Annotated in this window: 16 protein-coding genes; 6 read left to right on the forward strand and 10 right to left on the reverse strand. The window is 58.0% G+C overall.

Annotated features, from left to right (window positions below):
- Nucleotides 1-2 precede the first annotated feature (2 nt).
- From PGB28_RS04270 to PGB28_RS04285, 4 genes are all read right to left on the reverse strand, one after another.
- Nucleotides 3-938 (reverse strand): flagellin, encoded by a 936-nt coding sequence (locus PGB28_RS04270; protein WP_271420252.1) that lies wholly within the window; start codon nucleotides 936-938, stop codon nucleotides 3-5.
- Nucleotides 939-1014: 76 nt separating this feature from the next.
- A complete protein-coding gene (gene flgK / locus PGB28_RS04275; RefSeq protein WP_271420253.1) occupies nucleotides 1015-2454 on the reverse strand; it encodes a flagellar hook-associated protein FlgK in 1440 nt (479 codons plus the stop codon).
- Between the two features lie 27 nt (nucleotides 2455-2481).
- A complete protein-coding gene (locus PGB28_RS04280) occupies nucleotides 2482-3789 on the reverse strand; it encodes a flagellar hook protein FlgE (RefSeq protein WP_271420254.1) in 1308 nt (435 codons plus the stop codon).
- A gap of 87 nt (nucleotides 3790-3876) precedes the next feature.
- Nucleotides 3877-4713 (reverse strand): OmpA/MotB family protein, encoded by an 837-nt coding sequence (locus tag PGB28_RS04285; protein WP_271420255.1) that lies wholly within the window; start codon nucleotides 4711-4713, stop codon nucleotides 3877-3879.
- Nucleotides 4714-4915: 202 nt separating this feature from the next.
- Between PGB28_RS04285 and PGB28_RS04290 the strand changes: the two genes are divergently transcribed.
- Nucleotides 4916-7033 carry a YjbH domain-containing protein gene (locus PGB28_RS04290; protein ID WP_271420256.1) on the forward strand — a complete coding sequence of 706 codons (2118 nt, stop codon included), beginning with the start codon at nucleotides 4916-4918 and terminating at the stop codon, nucleotides 7031-7033.
- On the forward strand, nucleotides 7030-7731 hold the full coding sequence (locus PGB28_RS04295; protein WP_271420257.1) for a YjbF family lipoprotein: 702 nt from the start codon (nucleotides 7030-7032) through the stop codon (nucleotides 7729-7731). Before PGB28_RS04290 ends, PGB28_RS04295 begins: the two co-directional genes overlap by 4 nt.
- 54 nt (nucleotides 7732-7785) lie before the next feature.
- On the opposite strand, the gene PGB28_RS04300 is transcribed toward PGB28_RS04295, so the two are convergent.
- From PGB28_RS04300 to PGB28_RS04310, 3 genes are all read right to left on the reverse strand, one after another.
- Nucleotides 7786-9663 (reverse strand): polysaccharide biosynthesis protein, encoded by a 1878-nt coding sequence (locus PGB28_RS04300; RefSeq protein ID WP_271420258.1) that lies wholly within the window; start codon nucleotides 9661-9663, stop codon nucleotides 7786-7788.
- A 208-nt stretch (nucleotides 9664-9871) separates the two neighbouring features.
- Nucleotides 9872-10498 carry a sugar transferase gene (locus PGB28_RS04305; RefSeq protein WP_271420502.1) on the reverse strand — a complete coding sequence of 209 codons (627 nt, stop codon included), beginning with the start codon at nucleotides 10496-10498 and terminating at the stop codon, nucleotides 9872-9874.
- Nucleotides 10495-11340 (reverse strand): NAD-dependent epimerase/dehydratase family protein, encoded by an 846-nt coding sequence (locus PGB28_RS04310; protein ID WP_271420259.1) that lies wholly within the window; start codon nucleotides 11338-11340, stop codon nucleotides 10495-10497. The genes PGB28_RS04305 and PGB28_RS04310 overlap by 4 nt, the downstream gene beginning before the upstream one ends.
- Nucleotides 11341-11460: 120 nt before the next feature.
- Here PGB28_RS04310 and PGB28_RS04315 point away from each other — a divergent pair, with 120 nt between their 5' ends.
- Together PGB28_RS04315 and PGB28_RS04320 are read left to right on the forward strand one after the other, a co-directional pair.
- Nucleotides 11461-12573 (forward strand): polysaccharide biosynthesis/export family protein, encoded by a 1113-nt coding sequence (locus tag PGB28_RS04315; protein WP_271420260.1) that lies wholly within the window; start codon nucleotides 11461-11463, stop codon nucleotides 12571-12573.
- Between the two features lie 48 nt (nucleotides 12574-12621).
- Nucleotides 12622-13842 (forward strand): MFS transporter, encoded by a 1221-nt coding sequence (locus tag PGB28_RS04320; protein ID WP_271420261.1) that lies wholly within the window; start codon nucleotides 12622-12624, stop codon nucleotides 13840-13842.
- Here PGB28_RS04320 and PGB28_RS04325 read toward each other — a convergent pair.
- The 3 genes from PGB28_RS04325 to PGB28_RS04335 are packed head-to-tail and all read right to left on the reverse strand — an operon-like array spanning nucleotide 13826 to nucleotide 16131.
- Nucleotides 13826-14428 (reverse strand): Smr/MutS family protein, encoded by a 603-nt coding sequence (locus tag PGB28_RS04325; protein ID WP_271420262.1) that lies wholly within the window; start codon nucleotides 14426-14428, stop codon nucleotides 13826-13828. The two genes, PGB28_RS04320 and PGB28_RS04325, sit on opposite strands and share 17 nt — an antisense overlap.
- A complete protein-coding gene (mltA, locus tag PGB28_RS04330; RefSeq protein WP_408636216.1) occupies nucleotides 14425-15420 on the reverse strand; it encodes a murein transglycosylase A in 996 nt (331 codons plus the stop codon). The genes PGB28_RS04325 and mltA overlap by 4 nt, the downstream gene beginning before the upstream one ends.
- 51 nt (nucleotides 15421-15471) lie before the next feature.
- Entirely contained in the window at nucleotides 15472-16131 is a 660-nt protein-coding gene (locus tag PGB28_RS04335) for a Tim44/TimA family putative adaptor protein (RefSeq protein WP_271420264.1), read from the reverse strand.
- Between the two features lie 104 nt (nucleotides 16132-16235).
- Between PGB28_RS04335 and PGB28_RS04340 the strand changes: the two genes are divergently transcribed.
- Both PGB28_RS04340 and secB read left to right on the forward strand, forming a co-directional pair.
- Entirely contained in the window at nucleotides 16236-16718 is a 483-nt protein-coding gene (locus PGB28_RS04340; protein WP_271420265.1) for an FxsA family protein, read from the forward strand.
- A 55-nt stretch (nucleotides 16719-16773) separates the two neighbouring features.
- A complete protein-coding gene (secB, locus tag PGB28_RS04345) occupies nucleotides 16774-17283 on the forward strand; it encodes a protein-export chaperone SecB (protein ID WP_271420266.1) in 510 nt (169 codons plus the stop codon).
- Nucleotides 17284-17285: the final 2 nt, after the last annotated feature.

Below are 17285 nucleotides of genomic sequence, written 5' to 3' on the forward strand. Positions count from 1 at the left end.
GGTCACCGCATGAAATCCAGAAGCGTCAACCGCGAGGCACGCACCGTGACCGCGTACATCAACTCGACCTGCGACTGGGCGGCCTCCAGCTTGGACGCCGCCTCGTACCCGTCAACGCCAAGCAGCTCATTGCGCGCGATCTGCAGCGATGACAGCGCAGCTTCGTTGCGTGCCGTGGTGTCTTCGACCAGTTCCTGCGCCAACCCAACCCCCGCAGCCAGATCGACGAGCCCACTTTGCATGGTGGTCAGTTCCCCGGCCGCCGTGGCGAGAAGCGTCCGCGAGAGATCAGGGGCAAAACCAAGCGACGGGTCCATCGCCAGCGCGGCCTTGGCCACGGATTTCAGGACATCGCGGAATTCCTGTTTATCTGCCTTGAGCGCGACGCTGATCTGCACGTCATCGGCAAGTTTGAACGGGTTGCCTTCGTCCAGACTGCCTTGGTAGCCGATGGTCTCGAACCCGCCACCCGGCATGTTGAACCAGCTGTACAATTGCGCGTCTACACCGGTCAGCGTTGTTTCACCGGAAATCGCGGTCCGAAGGCTATTCAACAGCGCATCGGCATTCGCAAGCGCAGCGCTGTCCGACGCGACACCGGAAAACAGCGCGCGCCCCGCGACGCTGGCATTCAATGCGCTGACAACCGAGCGGAACACTGTTTCCGCGTCTTGAGTGGCGAGTTCCAACGAAGTCTGGCCGGCCGCTTGTGTCGCGAGGTGCAGGTTCGCGGCCAGATCGCTGGTGCGACTTTGCATGCCAGTCAAGGTGGCCTGCATCGTATCGATGGCAATGCGGGCTTCGTTGCCAACGGTCCGGTAGCCCGTCAGAACGGATATGTTGCGCTCGATATCCGTCAGCTGCGCGTAGCTTCCGTTCAGATGCTCCCGTGTATTGCTGGCCAGTCCGGTTGTGACCTCGGTCTGCAACTGCTGCATTTGAGCGCGAAGCTCCGCGTTGCGACTCTTGAACAAGAAGGTTTGCGACAGGTCTCCAAGCGTTGCGAAATTCATGTCAGAGTCCCATCAGAATATCGAGCATTTCATCGACCGTCTTGAGCACCTGCGCATTCGCGGCATAGGTCTTTTCGATGGTCATCAGGTTCTGGAGTTCCGCATCCGTATCCACACCGGTGCGCAATCGCTCCTGCGTAATACTGGCGCTTTTCGCCGAGGCGAAACTTGTCAGCTGGTCAATGCCGTTCAAGGTTGTCCCCACATGGGACATGACGGCGCTGGCATGAGTCAGCATACTCTCGTTCTGCCCGGCAAAGATGCCGCCCGGGATGGGTGAGGCCGCGGTCAGCGCGCTCAGCATGTTGTTGAGGATTGTGGCATCTCCGACAGGACCCGGAGCAGCCAGAAATCCATCGCGGATCAGCCGCAGATCACCGCTCTGAGCCGGGTCGGCGGCCGCGTTGATGGCCAGACGACGCGACAAGCCGACCTGATCAACCACATCAAAGGCTGCGCCGCCGTCGGTAAACAAACCTGCATCGGTAGCGCCGAGCGATGGATCGACGCTGGCATCCTGGAATTTCGTGGCGAGTCCAACCGCCAGTTCATCCAGTTCCGCCTGAAACTGAGGCAGGGTTTCGTCACGCGCCGTAAACAGCGCCTCCAGCGACCCTCCGGCAAACCGGGATATGTCCACATCGTCGCCGTTGACAGTCACGCCCGATAGCAACCCGTTTTGCAGCGTCATGTGTTCGGTCACGGTCGATGTGGCATTGAACTGGATTTCCGCTGCCGTCCCTTCGACCAGAACAAGACCACCCTTGGTCACCACCGCCACGGCGTCATGATCGCGTTGCAACACCCTGATGGGGGTGATCGAGGACAGATCATCAAGGATGCCCTGTCTGAGATCTTCGAGCGACGCCGTGTCAGATCCGACGCGCGAGCGGACCGAAATCTTGGTGTTGAGATCGACTATCTGCGCAAGCTTGTCGTTCAGTTGGGCAACCGTGTCCTGAATGTTCCCGTCAGCATCGGTTCTTGCCTTTTGGATCGTGTCAGCAATGCCGTTGAACGTTTCGGCAAGTGAACTGGCACGTGACACGACAGTATCTAGCCGCGTGGTCAGGTCAGGCCGCGCCGATGCCTGGACCAAAGCCGTTTCAAATGCCGCCAAGCGCGCGGTCAGCGATGCCGGATCATCCGGTGTTGCCATGACCTTTTCAACCCGGCTGACATAGCTTGCCAATGTTGTTGCGTGCGACAGATCCGAATTCGCACCGCGCCAATCCGCAAGCAAGGATTGGTCGACCCTGCGCATGATTCCGTCGATCCTGACGCCACCGGTGCCACCGGTGACGCGCGAAGACACGGACAGGGAGCGGGCGGCATAGTCCTCGTTTGTTGCGTTGGCGAGGTTGGACGACACAAGTTCCGCCGCGAGAGAGGACATGCGCATGCCGGACAGCGCATTTGAAATCGAACCGGAAAGCGACATGGCCTGATCCTTTCGTCAGCGAAGGGTTTACCGTTTGATATTCGTGGTTTCCTGCAGCATCTCGTCCACAGTCTGGATCACCTTGGCATTCGATGTGTAGGCGCGCTGCGTCTGGATCATGTCGGTCAGCTCACTGGCCACATCGGTCGCGGATTCCTGCAGCGCATAGCCGACGATATCACCGGTCGGACCATCAGACGCATCCCAGAGATAAAAGGATCCGCTGTCTGGTGACGGCATGTAGGTCTGGCTGTCGAGCGAGACCATGCCATTGGGATTCGGCAGATCTACAAGCGGGATCTGGTAGATTGTGCGGGTGATGCCGGTATCGAAAAACGCGTGGACCAGACCGTTTGCATCCACTTCAACAGAGGTCATGTTGCCAACCGGCGAACCGTCTTTGGAAATGGACAAGGGCGCAAAGCTGTCTGACAATTGGGTCAGGCCGTCGCTGGAGTTCAATTGACCGATATCCAGTACCATCGGTCCGCCCGCCACGTTGACGGTCAGCGTGCCCTCGGTCGGATCATAGGCACCGCCGGTCAGGGCCGTGACGCCAGCCAGCGTGCCGCCATTGGCTCTGTCATCATTGAAGGTCAGTTCATATTCTCCGATCACGACGCCGGGCTGAGCGGAGTCGGTAATCTGCATCGTCCATGTATTGGAAGATCCGGTGCCCGGAACGGTAGGAATGAATTCGATACCAAGATTCTGGGACGTGCCGATGTTGTCGTAATATTCGACGGACAAAAGCTCATTTCCCGTGGTCGACCCCGCCTCGGTCGAGGTTGCGGGCAGGTTGACGCCAAGCGACATGCGCGTCGTCGGCTCACCCGAGAACTGGTTGACGTTGATCTGAACCGGCTCAAGCCCGTCCGAGGTGTCACGCGGATAGGGCGGGATCGTTCCATCGGGCTGGGCCGGCCAGCCCAGCAGAACCAAGCCCGATTCCGAGCGCAGATAGCCATTGGCATCGGTTCGGAATGAACCCGTGCTGGTCAGGAACATCTGGCTCGAGCCATTGCCCAAACCAACTTCGCTGGCCTGCGCCACCGGGAGAAACCCGCGACCACGCACCGCGAGGTCGGTTGAATTGTTGGTCCCAACAAGCGCGCCCTGCTCATCGATCAGGCGGAAATTGCTGGTCCGGACACCGCCCGCAGAATAGACCGAGCTCGACCCGGACCCGGCCATGACCATGGACTGAAAATCCGTCGTGACACGCCGGTAGCCATAGGTGGACGAGTTGGCGATATTGTCTGAAATGGCGGCCAACCGGTTGGCATTGGCGTTCAGACCGGCAACCCCGGCATTAAGGGAGGAGGAAATTGTCATGGACAAGCCTTTCTGCTGCGTCAACATCACTTGAACGCAAGAGATAGACGCTCGACCTTAATGCCCGCCTAACAACTAAAATCCTTCCTAAACGCCATCGTCCCGCAGAAAGATGATCTCGAGCCGGCTGTTGCGCAACGACATCGGATTGTCATTGACCAATTCGCGATCCGCGTGGCCCGTGACACGACCAAACCGGGCCGCATCAATGCCCAGTTCCTCGAGCAGCCGACGCATCATCTGGCCCCGTTCGACGGACAGTTCCCAATCATTTTTCTGTGCGACAACCACAGGTTGGGTCGGTACATGACCCTCGACAGCGATCGGATTGGAGACCGTGCGTGACACCTCGCGAATAGCCCGGCCCAAGGCAATCAGAACCTGGGTTGGTGATCCGTTTTCGCCAAACAGACGGCTGTCAGGCAGCTCGAACAATTCCACGACCAGCCCCTCGTCGGTTGATTTCAAAATTACATGCCGCAGCTCGTTTTCGGCCACCATGCTTTCTCCGCCACGGCCGTAAAGAACATCTTCGATCTTGGCGAGCTCCATCTGCGCCCCGGCATCCTTGTCGGATGTTCCCGTGTCGCCGCGCGCCTGATCGGAACTGGTCGGATTTCGATTGGATGCGCCAGTCCCGTTCTGCGGCAATGTCTCCTCAGAAAAGACACTGTTCCCGCCGAACATCCCGGAACCACCACCCGAAATGCGATTGACCGGAATCGTCGGACTGAAATAGTCAGCGATCCCTTTGCGTTGCTTTTCCGTTGTTGCGTTCAACAGCCACATCAACAAGAAGAAGGCCATCATAGCAGTGACAAAGTCGGCATATGCCACTTTCCAGGCACCACCATGATGCCCATCACCGCCAACGACCTTTTTCCTTTTGATGATGACTGGCGCAACGTTGCCGTTGGCACTCATGTCTCACCACCTTTTTCACCCAAGGACTGTGATACCAAGCCGGACCTTACCGGAGGATTAATGCCGCTTCCGATGAAGCGGGGATTTGAGGCAGAGATCGTTTAATTTTGCCACAATGGGCATTGTTCTGCCGGTGGGGCGATGGACTTGTCGGGTATGGTCGCTTAACAGTTGGCTATCACTTTTTCGACAGGACGTGCTCATGCCAATCCGTTTGACTTCACGCAATGCCTGCGCGCTTCCTCTGGTCACCGTCATGGCCTGCCTTGGCACTACGGCCGGACACGCCGAGGACATTCCTTCGTTCAATATGTATGGCACGCCCGGGCTTGTTGATATGCCCAACGCGCGGGTTGCGCCTGATGCGACCTTGTCCACCACATTTGCAGGGGCGGGGAACCAGTTCCGATCTACCCTGACCTTCCAGATCACGCCGCGCCTTTCTGGCAGCTTCCGCTACTCTTCGATCAGCGATTTCCCGGTAACCGGCTCTGTCGATGGCGTGTATTATGATCGCAGCTTCGATTTGCGGTACCAGCTTCTGAAAGAAAGCCAATACCTCCCCAGCGTTGTGGTCGGTTTGCAGGATTTCATCGGAACCGGGCTTTATGGCGCCGAATACCTTGTTGCGACCAAAGAGCTTTTCCCGGGCCTTGAGGTCACCGGTGGTGTTGGCTGGGGCCGGTTGGGAAGTTACGATTCCTTTGCCTCGACCGGGGAACGCCCCGCCGAACTGCTCGGAAGTGGCGGTATCCCGACTTATGACCGCTGGTTCCGTGGCGATGTGGCCGGGTTTGCCGGCGTGAGCTATTCTCCAACGCAGCAACTGACCTTCAAGGCCGAATATTCTTCCGACGCCTATCTTCAGGAAGCGGCCCAGGGCAGCTTTGAGCATGACTCGCCATTCAATTTCGGGGTCGACTATCGTTTCCGCAGTGGTGCCCAACTCTCGCTGTACCATACCTATGGCAACGAGTTTGGCGCGCAGTTCACCATTCATACAAACCCGCGCAAATCCAGCATTCCAGGTGGCGCAGAATCCGCGCCTGTACCCGTTGCGCCCCGCGCGCCGGGGGCCGCGGCCGATCTTGGATGGGTCGGTCAGTCTACGGATGGGTATCGTACAACACTCGCCAAGGCGATGCAGACAGATGGGCTCATTCTCGAAGGCCTGAAGCTGGAGCCAACCCGCGCCTATGTGCGGATGCGCAACACGACTTATGGTCTGGTCCCGCAAGCGATCGGGCGGACCGCGCGGTCAATGACCCGCATTATGCCTGCCTCGGTCGAGACATTCGTGATTGTACCCGTGCAAAACGGCATGGAGCTATCGGCGGTCACCCTGCAACGTTCGGATCTGGAAGCGCTCGAGCATGAGGACAACGCCGAAATGCTGGCGCGGGCGCAGATCCTCGATGGGTTCGGCCTCGCGCCTGCTGCGTTCGAAGGCCAGTATCCACAGTTCAGCTGGTCGCTGTCGCCCTATCTGCAGTTCAGCATGTTCGATCCGGATAGCCCGCTTCGCGCCGATGTGGGTCTTCGTGCCAAGGCGCAGGTTCGCCTGTCACCGAACCTGATCGCGTCGGGCTCTGTGACCAAGAAGCTGGGTGGCAACCTGTCTGACACGGACCGTGTCGATGACGATGCGCTGCCGCTGGTGCGGACGGAGAAAGCCCGCTACAGCGCCGAAGGTGATCCCGCGATCGAGCACCTGACGCTGTCGCATTACGGGCGTCCCGGCAAGAACCTCTACAGCCGGGTCACGGTCGGCTATCTTGAAGAAATGTATGCCGGTGTCTCGGGTGAGGTCCTCTGGAAACCGGTGGGCAGCCGTCTGGCGCTTGGCGCGGAACTGAACTACGTCAAACCGCGTGATTTCGATCAGCTGTTCGGCCTGCGGTCATCTGAAACAAGAACCGGCACGATCCCTGATTTCAACGGTCATATCTCGGCCTACTACGCCTTTGGCAACGGGTTCCACGGACAATTGGACGTGGGCCGCTATCTGGCCGGAGACTACGGTGCCACGGTCAGTCTGGACCGTGAATTCAAGAATGGCTGGCGTGTCGGCGCATATGCGACCTTTACGGACGTGCCGTTTGAAGACTTCGGCGAAGGCTCTTTTGACAAGGGTATCCGCATCAGCATTCCGATCGGCGCTGTGACCGGGCAGCCTTCGACCTCGCGCAACGACCTGGTCATCCAGTCCCTGACACGCGATGGTGGGGCGCGGCTTAACGTGAACGACCGCCTTTATGAACAGGTGCGCGGTTACCACGAACCTGACATGGCAAGAACCTGGGGCAAATTCTGGAGATGAGCGTGATCAAGCAAGTTCTCGGAGGAAAATCAATCGCCTCTCCCAAAGCTCTGGCCGCAATGCTGGGTACCGTTGCCATGGTCCTGACAGGGTGTGGCTCGGGGACAGAAGCCGATCAGAACCGCAAGATCACCAAGCAGGTTCTGGGGACGCTCAAGGGGGGCGGCAAATCTGCTCCGTCTCAGGTGACACAGGAACAAGTCCAGCAAGCGGTGGCCACAAGCACGCAACCGCTTATTCTGGTGAACCTGGAGAAAGCCAAATCCTCTACCCTGCTCGTGGAAATCGGGCGCAACGGCCCGGTGCAGGCATTTGCCACATCTGCAAGGCAGACGATCTCGCTGCAAAACGGCATGGCCCGTGGAACGCGCGGGCTGGGCGGCGACCTGATGTCTGTCGATCTTGGCGGCTTGCCCCAACTGATTGCCAGCAAGTCCGGCGGCACTGTGCAGCGCGAAATCCGGGTACTGGATGGAGAGGACGCGACGCTGCGGCTTGGCTTTAGCTGCTCGGTCACGTCGACGCGCAGTTCACACAAGCCGGTTCTCTATCAGATGACGGAATCCTGTCAGCAAAGCGGTGGGTCGATCCAGTTCACCAACAGCTATACGGTCAATGGCGCTGGCACTGTTCTGAAATCGCGCCAGTGGTTTGGACCGCATCTCGATTATATCGCTGTTCAGCACCTCAAATTCTGAGCGCAAGCAGATACGCAAGACTGAAGACCGGTACGCATAACGCGTGCCGGTCTTTTAGTTTGAAAGCAGCTTCTCGCTATTGGTCGCCGGGACCATCTTGTCGCCGGATCCGCTCTTGGCGGTTTCAACCCAGCGATTGGCAAGTTCGATGGTGGCTTGCTCATCATGATCTTCGATCAGGCGGCGAAGCTCGTGCAGCACATTGGCCATTTCAAGCTCGGACAGATGCGATTCCTGTGCGCGCAGGATCTTTGGGTGCGGGGTCGTAAGCATATCAGACCCGATCAAAAGCTCTTCTCGCAGTTTTTCGCCCTGGCGCAGACCGGTGAACAGGATCTCGATATCGCCCTGAGGATTGGCAGCATCACGCACTGTAAAGCCGGCATTTCGGATCATTTTGCGGGCCAGTTGCCAGATCGAGATAGGTTCTCCCATATCCAGCACGAAAACATCGCCACCGCGTGCAAATGACCCGGCCAGCAGCACAAGGCGCACAGCTTCGCTCACCGTCATGAAATAGCGGGTCACATCGCTATGTGTCACGGTCACGGGACCGCCCCGTGCGATTTGTTCCTGAAACAGCGGGATGACAGAACCCGAAGAGCCAAGCACATTGCCGAACCGGACCATGGAAAACATCGTCTTGGTGCTGCGCGTCGCCAGATCCTGAACCAGCATTTCAGCCAGTCGCTTGGACACGCCCAGCGCACTGGTCGGGCGCACGGCCTTGTCAGTCGAAATAAGGATAAAGCGCTCTGCCCCGTGGGCACGGGCCGCATCGGCAACAACCTTGGTGCCGATCACGTTGTTGCGCATGCCTTCGACGGCATTGGTTTCAAGCAATGGCAGATGCTTGTAGGCGGCCGCGTGCAGAACAACGTCGATATCATGATCGAGAAACAACTGCCGCACCAATGCCGGTTCACAGACCGAACCCAGAACCGCGCGAATCTCCGCATCGCAATGCAGGCTCTCAAGCTTGCGATGAATACGGTAAAGCAGCAGTTCCGAGTGATCGAGCATGATCAGCATGCGGGGTTGGCACATGGCAATCTGACGACAAAGCTCAGAGCCAATGGACCCGCCCGCGCCCGTTACAAGAACGGTTTTGCCCTTGTAGGCTTCGCTTACGCCCGGCAGTTCGGATTCAAGATGGTTGCGGCCCAGCAGCTTGGAAAAGTCCAGCGGTTTGGTCGCCGTCGCGTGACCATCGGTCATGACCATCTGGGCAAAAGACGGCATGATATGCACTTCGCAGGCAAGATGGCTCAGTTGCCGTGCGATACGTGCCTTGTCCGCCTCGCTTGCCGACGGCATGGCAAGGACGATCCTGTCCACGCGATGCGTTTCGACCAGACGTTCGATCGATTTCGACGACTGCACCTTGAGCCCTGAAATGGTTAGTCCGTGCAGCGCGGGATTGTCGTCCACAAAGGCGACCGGGGACACTTCGATATCCGTAACAAGCGCTGCGGCAAGCTGTTGGCCGGTCCGGCCCGCACCGTAGATCAAAACGCGTTTCAGCCCTTTGCCCTGACGGTAAATGCGAATGACGATTTCGCGCAGAACAAGCCGTGCGCTGGCCGAGGCAATCAACAGGATCATCGAAAAAATGACGAATAACTGCGGCGATATCCCTGCACCGATAACTATGCTGGTCAGCATACCGGTAGCCCCGGATACCGACGCCATCAAAGCCGTCTGGATCACGCCTTTAAGTTCATAAGAATTCAACTTCATGCGGTGCAGATCAAAATACAAAATGACGGCAATAGCTGCCGGCACCATGGTCAGCAGAAAGGGCGTACTGGCCCTCAGGATTGCAACGGTCGGAAAGCTACCGGTCAGCATCGCGTTGCCACCGACGAAGGCGGCAATCACCAGAAAAGCATCGATCGCGACGATAATCGCAGCTTTCTGGCTTCGGCTCATGCGAACCAAAAGATCTCTTAACATGAGGCCCCCAGCTCTTCGCGACCACCCGGAACGGGTTTCAAGCAACTTGCGTTCAATTTCAACCTGCCGGTGCCATGTTATCGCCGCAAACCCCTGTTCTCCAGCGGCCTGCGTCACTTCGATCACGGTTTTGGAGGCTCAACATCCAAACTGGCAATTCCTCGCCCATTGCGCGGGCAAACCTTTAGGATTGGCGGCGGTGTCGCACAGGGATTGAGCGAATCACCGTGGCAAACATCAATCTAAGGTCGTAGCAGAGAGACTGGTTGCGACGATAAATGACGTCGAGCCGCCCCTTGGCCGGAACGCACCGGCGGGAATAGACCGCATCGGTTTCTTTGGCGGATTGGCATGTGGCCAGAATACGCTCCTCATAGCCGTGAAACACGAGCGTAGCCAACCCGGTCACACCGGGCCGGGATTTCAGCACTTCGCCATATAGGTCGGGGAATCGCTCGACATACATACGAAGCGGCGGGCGTGGACCCACAAAGCTGATGTCACCTTTCAGGATATTGAACAATTGCGGCAGTTCATCCAGCCGCTTGGCCCGGAGTTGTGCCCCCAACCGTGTGATGCGCGCGGATTTGTTTCCACCAGACACACCGCTATCCGCCTTGGCCACGGACATCGTGCGGAATTTGAACAGAAGAAACCCCTGATCCGGCGTTTTCATACGTTCAGACACGTAGAGAACCGGGCGCCCGTCTTCCCGCAGAATAAGCACCGCGATAATCAGCATCAGCGGGCTCAGGACAACGAGCAGGGCCAAAGCACAGACGATATCGAACAGCCGCTTCTGGGGTGTCATGACCGGTCCCGCAATCTGCGCCATTCCGCGACAAGCGCATGGGCATCCACCGGTTCAAGAGGATGTCCCAGAACGCCGACTAGGCGTGTCATTTCCATCTGCATGCAGGGTGTCGCGCCATCGGGCGCCGGTTTCCAATCAAAATCGCGGCCAGCAGCGCGTAGAATATCCGCCATGTCAATCGGGCTGGCATCGGCGACATTGATTACACAGGGGAGTGTTTCGAGATCCGACGTCGCAATGGCCTCAACGCTGGCGGCGAGCGTTTCGATCCTGAGGTAACCGCGAACCGGGCCGAAGCCATCCGGAAACTGGTCAAGGCGCGGTGTTTCCGTTCTGGTCAGGGACGCGAACAGGCTATCGGCACCAACCACATTGCCAATGCGCAGGCACACCGCCTTGGGCGACAAATCCGCAACCGCCTGTTCCATCGCATGTTTTGAGGCGCCATAGTCATTGCGTGGATTGGGAGGCGTGTCTTCTGTAATCGGGTCGTCTTGTGGCGCGTACACCGCGATCGAAGAGGCATGCAGAATTCGGTCCGCGCCCAGCGCTTCACCAACTCGATGCGCCTCCTTCGCAAGCGCTATGTTGTTTGCAAGCGCATCAACGCTACCAGAGACGGTACCCCAAAGCGCCAGAATGGCATTGCACTGTGGCAAAGGCCCAACAGGGGTGCCCGGTGACCAAACATGGGTTACTCTTGGTTCCTTCCGCCTGCTGGCCCAGAATAATTCTATATTTTCCGGTGGGTTAAGGTCCCAGTACCTACGCAGCAATGTCGCGACTTTGCCCGTCGCGCCGAGGACAAGCACTCGTGTCGGTAATTTCGCAATCGGCAAGCTTCGGCGCCTTTACACTTTGTGCAAACATGGTCTGTTTATCACCGCAAAGAGCCGCTAGAAAGATGTCAAAACGAATGCTTTCGGGGGAAAGTCGTGTTTTCATTATTCATTCGTGCGATGGCAATCTCTGCAATTCTTGCTGTAGCCGGCTGCGGCAGCCTTCCCAGGGGTGCTGCGCTTCAGAAGGAAGTCACCCGTGGAGCCGGGGCACAGGATGCAACCTTTCAGGTGGTCAAGGTTTCCAACGAGAATATTGAAGTGATCAAGGGTTGGCCGGTCACCGGCTGGTCCGGTGCCTTCCGCTGGATCAAGACAAGCCGCGGCCCTCAGTCCCAGACCTTGCAGATTGGCGACAAGGTCGACCTGACGATCTGGGACAACCAGCAGAATTCGCTTTTGACCCAGAACGGAAGCAACATGACCACGCTGACAGCGCTGGTCGTTTCGCCGAATGGCTCGATTTTCGTACCCTATATCGGGGATGTGGTTGTGAATGGCCTCACCTCCGATGGCGCGCGTAAACGCATTCAGCGCGAACTGACGCCCATCGCACCTGATGCGCAGGTCCAGTTGACGGCAACGCCGGGCGTCGGGAACTCCGTATCCGTGCTTGGGGGTGTCGGAGCGCCGGGGTCGTATCCGCTGCCCGATCGCAACACCAAGATCCTGACAATGCTGGCCACGGCTGGCGGGATCAAGGACAGCATGCGCAACCCGGTTGTGTCACTGTCCCGTGCCGGCCAAAGCTATTCAATCCCGGCCAAGGATCTTTACAACAACCCGGACAAGAACACGCGACTTTACAGTGGCGACCAGATCATCATCCAGAATGATGAACGCGCGTTTACATCGCTGGGCGCGTCCGGGACCGAAAGCCTGATCCATTTCCCCAAGGAATACGTCACCGCCATGGAAGCCATGTCGCTTATGGGCGGTATCAACGATACACGCGGCAATCCCAAGGGGATCCTGATTTTGCGCGAATACCCGGCTGATGCAGTTGTGCCCGAGGGCCAGAACGGTCCGGAAAAACAACAGGTGATCTTTTCGCTCAACCTGACCACGGCAGACGGACTGTTTGCGGCGCGCAACTTCCTGATCCACCCCAATGACACGGTTCTGGCCACGGAATCGCCGGTTGTCGCCCTGCAAACCATCTTTGGTCTGTTTGGCAGCCTTGTGGGGGCGACCGCACAGGCCAACACATTGGCAACATCCTTATCAAACTAGGCCAACGGAACAACATGGCGTCATCTCACGCAAAAGCGTTGTCTGCTCATGCGTGAGGCAAGCTTTCTCCGCCTTAATGCGCCCTGGCTTGGGGCCGGTGCGCTTTTGACATTCCTGTCGGGTTTCGGACAGACCTATTTCATTTCCATCTTTGCAGGTGAAATCCGCGCCGAGTTCGGGCTGTCCAACGGACAGTGGGGCGGAATCTACACATTGGGAACAACGGCCTCCGCCTTGCTCATGGTCTGGGCGGGCAGTCTGGCTGACAGGTTCCGGGTGCGTGCGCTCGGGGCTTCGGTTCTGGTGCTTCTGGCATGTGCGTGCCTGTTGATGTCGCTCAGCACAGCATGGCTTTTGCCGGTGGTCATTTTTGCGCTGCGCTTCACCGGTCAGGGCATGACAAGCCATATTGCCGTGGTGGCGATGTCGAGATGGTTCGTGGCGACGCGTGGACGCGCCCTTTCAATTGCCACGCTCGGCTTTTCCGTGGGCGAGGCCTTGTTGCCGCTGATATTCGTCAGTCTGCTGGTGCTGTTTGACTGGCGTGTTCTCTGGGTCGCCGCGACCTGCATCTCGCTTCTTGGTGTGCCGTTGCTGATGATGCTGCTCCGACAAGAAAGACAGCCCGCGAGCGACGCTGAGAACAATCAATCCTTTGGCATGGACGCCCGTCACTGGACCCGGGCCGAAACTCTTCGGCACCCTCTGTTCTGGTTCATGGTTCCGGCTATTCTGGGCCCGGCCGCGTTCAACACCGCCTTCTTTTTCCTGCAGGTGCATTTTGCCGAGATCAAAGGCTCGGCTCATGTCGAACTCGTCGCGATGTTTCCGTTCTACACCGCGATCTCCGTCGTCTCGATGATGCTGTCCGGCTGGCTCCTCGATCGGTTCGGAACCAAAACACTGATCCCGTTTTACCAACTGCCCATGGTTGTCGCATTCCTGTGTTTCGCCGTGGCGGACAGCCCGTTCATGGCCTTGGTTGGGATGACCTTTCTGGGGGTGACAACAGGTGCGAATGCCACGCTGCCCAATGCGTTCTGGGCGGAATTCTACGGCACGGCCCATATCGGTGCGATCAAATCACTGGCAGCCGCTGTTATGGTCTTTGGCTCGGCCATCGGTCCCGGCCTGACCGGGGTGCTGATCGATCTCGGCTTTGGTATTGAACAGCAATATGTCTGGGTCGCGTCTTACTTTGTCCTGACCTCGTTGCTTGTCTGGGTGGGTGTGTCGCGATTCAAAACCCAGCTTACCGCGACCGCCTGAGATAGACGTAATAGGCACCCGCCCCACCATGGCGGATATGCGATTCACTGATCTGCAGCACGATGTTGCGCAACGGACCACTGCGCAGCCAATGCGGAACCTCGTGGCGCAAAACACCCCGACGCCGGGGAATTGGCCCGTCATCATTGGATGGTTTGCCCTTGCCCGTGATCACCAGAACAAGCCGTTTGCCCTCGGCATGGGCGCGCAGCACGAAACCGGTCAGCGCGGGATGCGCCTGTGCCAATGTCATGCCATGCAGGTCGATGCGTGCCTCGGGACGGAGTTTGCCGCGCTTTAACCGGCCAAAGGCCTTTTTGTCCATCTCAACCGGCGCGGCAGCCAATGACGCAGAAAGGGTAGGGGCCAGAGCATGGCCATTTTCTCCGCCGGTCGCGTTTTCTCCGACGCGAAAGGCCGGGATTGGCTGCGCCTCGGGGGTTTTGGGCTGAATCAAGGGCTGGGATGGTTTGGCCGCTGCGGTATTTTCGACCGAGATCGGGTTCGGTCGATGCAGGGGCGTCGCGCTTTTGGCGACCTGATCCCATAGCTCGCGCTCATCCTCTCTGAGCTTTCGCTTTCTCATTGCACGGATTCCGGCAACAGCGCATAGGCCCGTTGAATCGGCATCAGCACCAGCAAACGGCCCGGATCGCGTAATTTGCCCGCGGCCTGGCCAGCGGCATCACCGGTGCCAAAGAAAATATCAGCGCGCTGCGCGCCTTTGATCGCACTGCCCGTATCCTGCGCGATCATCAGGCGGTTCATCGGCTCTGCCCCGTCCTTTTCGATCCAGACCGGAGAACCCAGCCTGACAATACCGGGATCAACAGCAATCGACCGAAGATCGGTGATCGAGCGGTTCATCGCACCCAATGGTCCTTTTTCCGCAGGCACATGCGTCACTTCGCGGAAAAACACATAGGACGGGTTGTGATAGAGCAGCTCTTCGCCCGCCAGCGGGTTGCGCCGCACCCAGTTCTTTATGACCTGAGCGGAGACCTGATGCGGCTGGTAGATTCCGCGCCGCACCAGTTCCCGGCCCAATGATTTATATTCGTGACCGTTCTTGCCGCCATAACCCACGCGGATCATCGACCCGTCCGGCAATCGGATACGCCCCGATCCCTGAACCTGCAGGAAAAACAACTCAACCGGATCATCGACCCAGGCAATCTCAAGCCCACGACCATCCATGACCCCCGAGGTCAGAATATCACGCCGGGTCAGCCAGGGCCGGTTGGCGCGCGCTTCGCGGGGGAGGCGATAGACCGGGTATTTGTAACGGCTGGAGGGGTAGCGGCTGCCATCCAGTTCAGGTTCGAAATAGCCGGTGAACAGTGCTGGTTTTCCGTCCTCGATCAGAACCGGTCGGAACATCAGCTCAAAGAACGCCTTGCCATCGGACATGTCATTGGCCATCGCGCAGAGCGATTTCCAATCAACCCCGTCGATATCCATGCAGGTATTGCGAAACACCGACAGCGCAGCATCGTGATCGTCGGTTTCCCATCCATCGAGCTGATCGAAAGACAGGATCTTATAGGTCAGCTCGGTCTCCGCCGCCGCCGCGCTCATCGTCAGCCAAAGCGCGGCGAAGATTGAGAAAAACCGACCCATCGCACCGGCTCACTCATCCGTTGCAACCAGCTTCCAGTTGGGATCGTCTGTTCCCATCGGCCGGGCAAAGGTCCAGACGTCTTTCTGTTTCTTGACCTGTGTCGGGCTGCCTTCGATGATTTCACCGGAGCGGTCGCGCACCACCTGGGTCAGTTCACCAATGAATTTCATGGTGATCTCTGCCTGTCCGGTCGTCTCGTCGAACCTTGCGTTCTGCAATGTCAGTTCGCGGATACCAACAAAATCCGCCTCGATGGTCAGTCCCTGTTCCTCGCGGGCTTCGATCACCTCGGCAAAGGTTTCATAGACATCGTCAGCCAGGAACGGTTTGATTTCGGACAGCTCGCCACCCTCAAACGCCATGAGGATCATCTCATAGGCACCGCGGGCACCCTGCATGAAATCACCAACGCGAAAGCTTGGTTCGGTGCGCTTCATCTCCGCCAATGCTGCGGCGGCATCACTGCCTTCGTCCACGTAATCGGTAATGTCGTGATCCGGGCCGCCATCAATCACTTCGAAGTCACGGCGCGTATCTGTAACCGGTCCGTTGCGCGACGCGGGCGGCTTTTCAAAGCCATCCCGGGTGCCAAGAACGGACTTCAGCCGCAAGATCAGGAAAACGGCGATCCCGGCAAGGACCAGCAGCTGAAGAAGGGGCGAATTCATCTCAACCTCATATGTCGCATTTTGAAAGCGGCTTTCGTTGCACTTATGTAAGGTCGATGTGGGGTCAAGTCCACAGCACAACCATTCTGGCCGGGATTAAACACATGTATCTGCTTATCGCCTTCATTCTCGTTCCGCTGATCGAGATTGCCCTGTTCATCCAGGTTGGGGGCGCAATAGGTCTGTGGCCGACGCTGGCGATTGTCATTCTGACCGCCATTGCCGGGACATGGCTTGTCCGGCAACAGGGTTTGCAGGCAATCCAGAACCTTCAGAAATCCTTTTCCGAATTGCAGGACCCGACCCGGCCACTGGCCGATGGCGCGATGATCCTGATTTCAGGCGCGCTGTTGCTTACACCCGGGTTTTTCACAGATGCCGTTGGCTTTGCTCTGCTCATGCCTCCGGTGCGCAAAGTCATTTATGAGTATCTGCGCAAACGGGTGAAAGTGCATCGTTTCGAGATGGGGCAGGGGCCACAACACCCGCGCCGCCACCCCGATGACGACGTGATCGACGGCGACTATTCCGACGTGACACCGGAAGACCGCAAAGATCTGCCGCCATCGGGATGGACACGCCATTGAGGCTTGTTCTTTGGGCTGGTAATGATCCGGCAAAGATTTTTGCTTGGAGAGAATAATGGCAGAGAACGAAAACGGCGCGGCCGAAGCGGCCCAACCGCAAGCCCCGAAAATGAACGTGCTGGCGCAGTTTGTGCGCGACATGTCCTTTGAAAACATCCTGGCCCAGAAAGGCGCCAGCGGCGAAGCCCAGCCCGACGTTCAGGTGCAGGTGAATATCGACGCCAAGAAACGGTCGACCGAACATCAATATGACGTGCTTCTCAAGCTCAAGGTCACGTCGAAATCCAAGACAACGGAAGACGTGTTCTTTATCCTGGAATTGGAATATGCCGGTATTTTCCACATCGAAAATATCCCCGATGAACAGCTGCACCCCTTCCTGATGATCGAATGCCCGCGCATGATCTTCCCCTTCGCGCGCCGCATTGTCAGCGACGTCACCCGCGACGGTGGCTTCCCGCCGGTCAATCTCGATATGATTGATTTCGTTGCGCTTTACCGCAATGAGCTGATGCGCCGTCAGGCCGCAGCCCAAGCCGAAGCGCCCGAAACACCCAACGCCTGATT

It is taken from the genome of Primorskyibacter aestuariivivens (genome assembly GCF_028023675.1).
Classification (GTDB): domain Bacteria; phylum Pseudomonadota; class Alphaproteobacteria; order Rhodobacterales; family Rhodobacteraceae; genus Marinovum; species Marinovum aestuariivivens.

Excerpts from the sequence above, each read along its gene's own strand:
- PGB28_RS04270 (WP_271420252.1), bottom strand. The coding sequence starts at position 938 with ATGCAGCAGTTGCAGACCGAGGTCACAACCGGACTGGCCAGCAATACA.
- flgK (WP_271420253.1), bottom strand. The coding sequence starts at position 2,454 with ATGTCGCTTTCCGGTTCGATTTCAAATGCGCTGTCCGGCATGCGCATG.
- PGB28_RS04280 (WP_271420254.1), bottom strand. The coding sequence starts at position 3,789 with ATGACAATTTCCTCCTCCCTTAATGCCGGGGTTGCCGGTCTGAACGCC.
- PGB28_RS04285 (WP_271420255.1), bottom strand. The coding sequence starts at position 4,713 with ATGAGTGCCAACGGCAACGTTGCGCCAGTCATCATCAAAAGGAAAAAG.
- PGB28_RS04290 (WP_271420256.1), top strand. The coding sequence starts at position 4,916 with ATGCCAATCCGTTTGACTTCACGCAATGCCTGCGCGCTTCCTCTGGTC.
- PGB28_RS04295 (WP_271420257.1), top strand. The coding sequence starts at position 7,030 with ATGAGCGTGATCAAGCAAGTTCTCGGAGGAAAATCAATCGCCTCTCCC.
- PGB28_RS04300 (WP_271420258.1), bottom strand. The coding sequence starts at position 9,663 with ATGAGCCGAAGCCAGAAAGCTGCGATTATCGTCGCGATCGATGCTTTT.
- PGB28_RS04305 (WP_271420502.1), bottom strand. The coding sequence starts at position 10,498 with ATGACACCCCAGAAGCGGCTGTTCGATATCGTCTGTGCTTTGGCCCTG.
- PGB28_RS04315 (WP_271420260.1), top strand. The coding sequence starts at position 11,461 with ATGGCAATCTCTGCAATTCTTGCTGTAGCCGGCTGCGGCAGCCTTCCC.
- PGB28_RS04320 (WP_271420261.1), top strand. The coding sequence starts at position 12,622 with ATGCGTGAGGCAAGCTTTCTCCGCCTTAATGCGCCCTGGCTTGGGGCC.
- PGB28_RS04325 (WP_271420262.1), bottom strand. The coding sequence starts at position 14,428 with ATGAGAAAGCGAAAGCTCAGAGAGGATGAGCGCGAGCTATGGGATCAG.
- mltA (WP_408636216.1), bottom strand. The coding sequence starts at position 15,420 with ATGAGCGCGGCGGCGGCGGAGACCGAGCTGACCTATAAGATCCTGTCT.
- PGB28_RS04335 (WP_271420264.1), bottom strand. The coding sequence starts at position 16,131 with ATGAATTCGCCCCTTCTTCAGCTGCTGGTCCTTGCCGGGATCGCCGTT.
- PGB28_RS04340 (WP_271420265.1), top strand. The coding sequence starts at position 16,236 with ATGTATCTGCTTATCGCCTTCATTCTCGTTCCGCTGATCGAGATTGCC.
- secB (WP_271420266.1), top strand. The coding sequence starts at position 16,774 with ATGGCAGAGAACGAAAACGGCGCGGCCGAAGCGGCCCAACCGCAAGCC.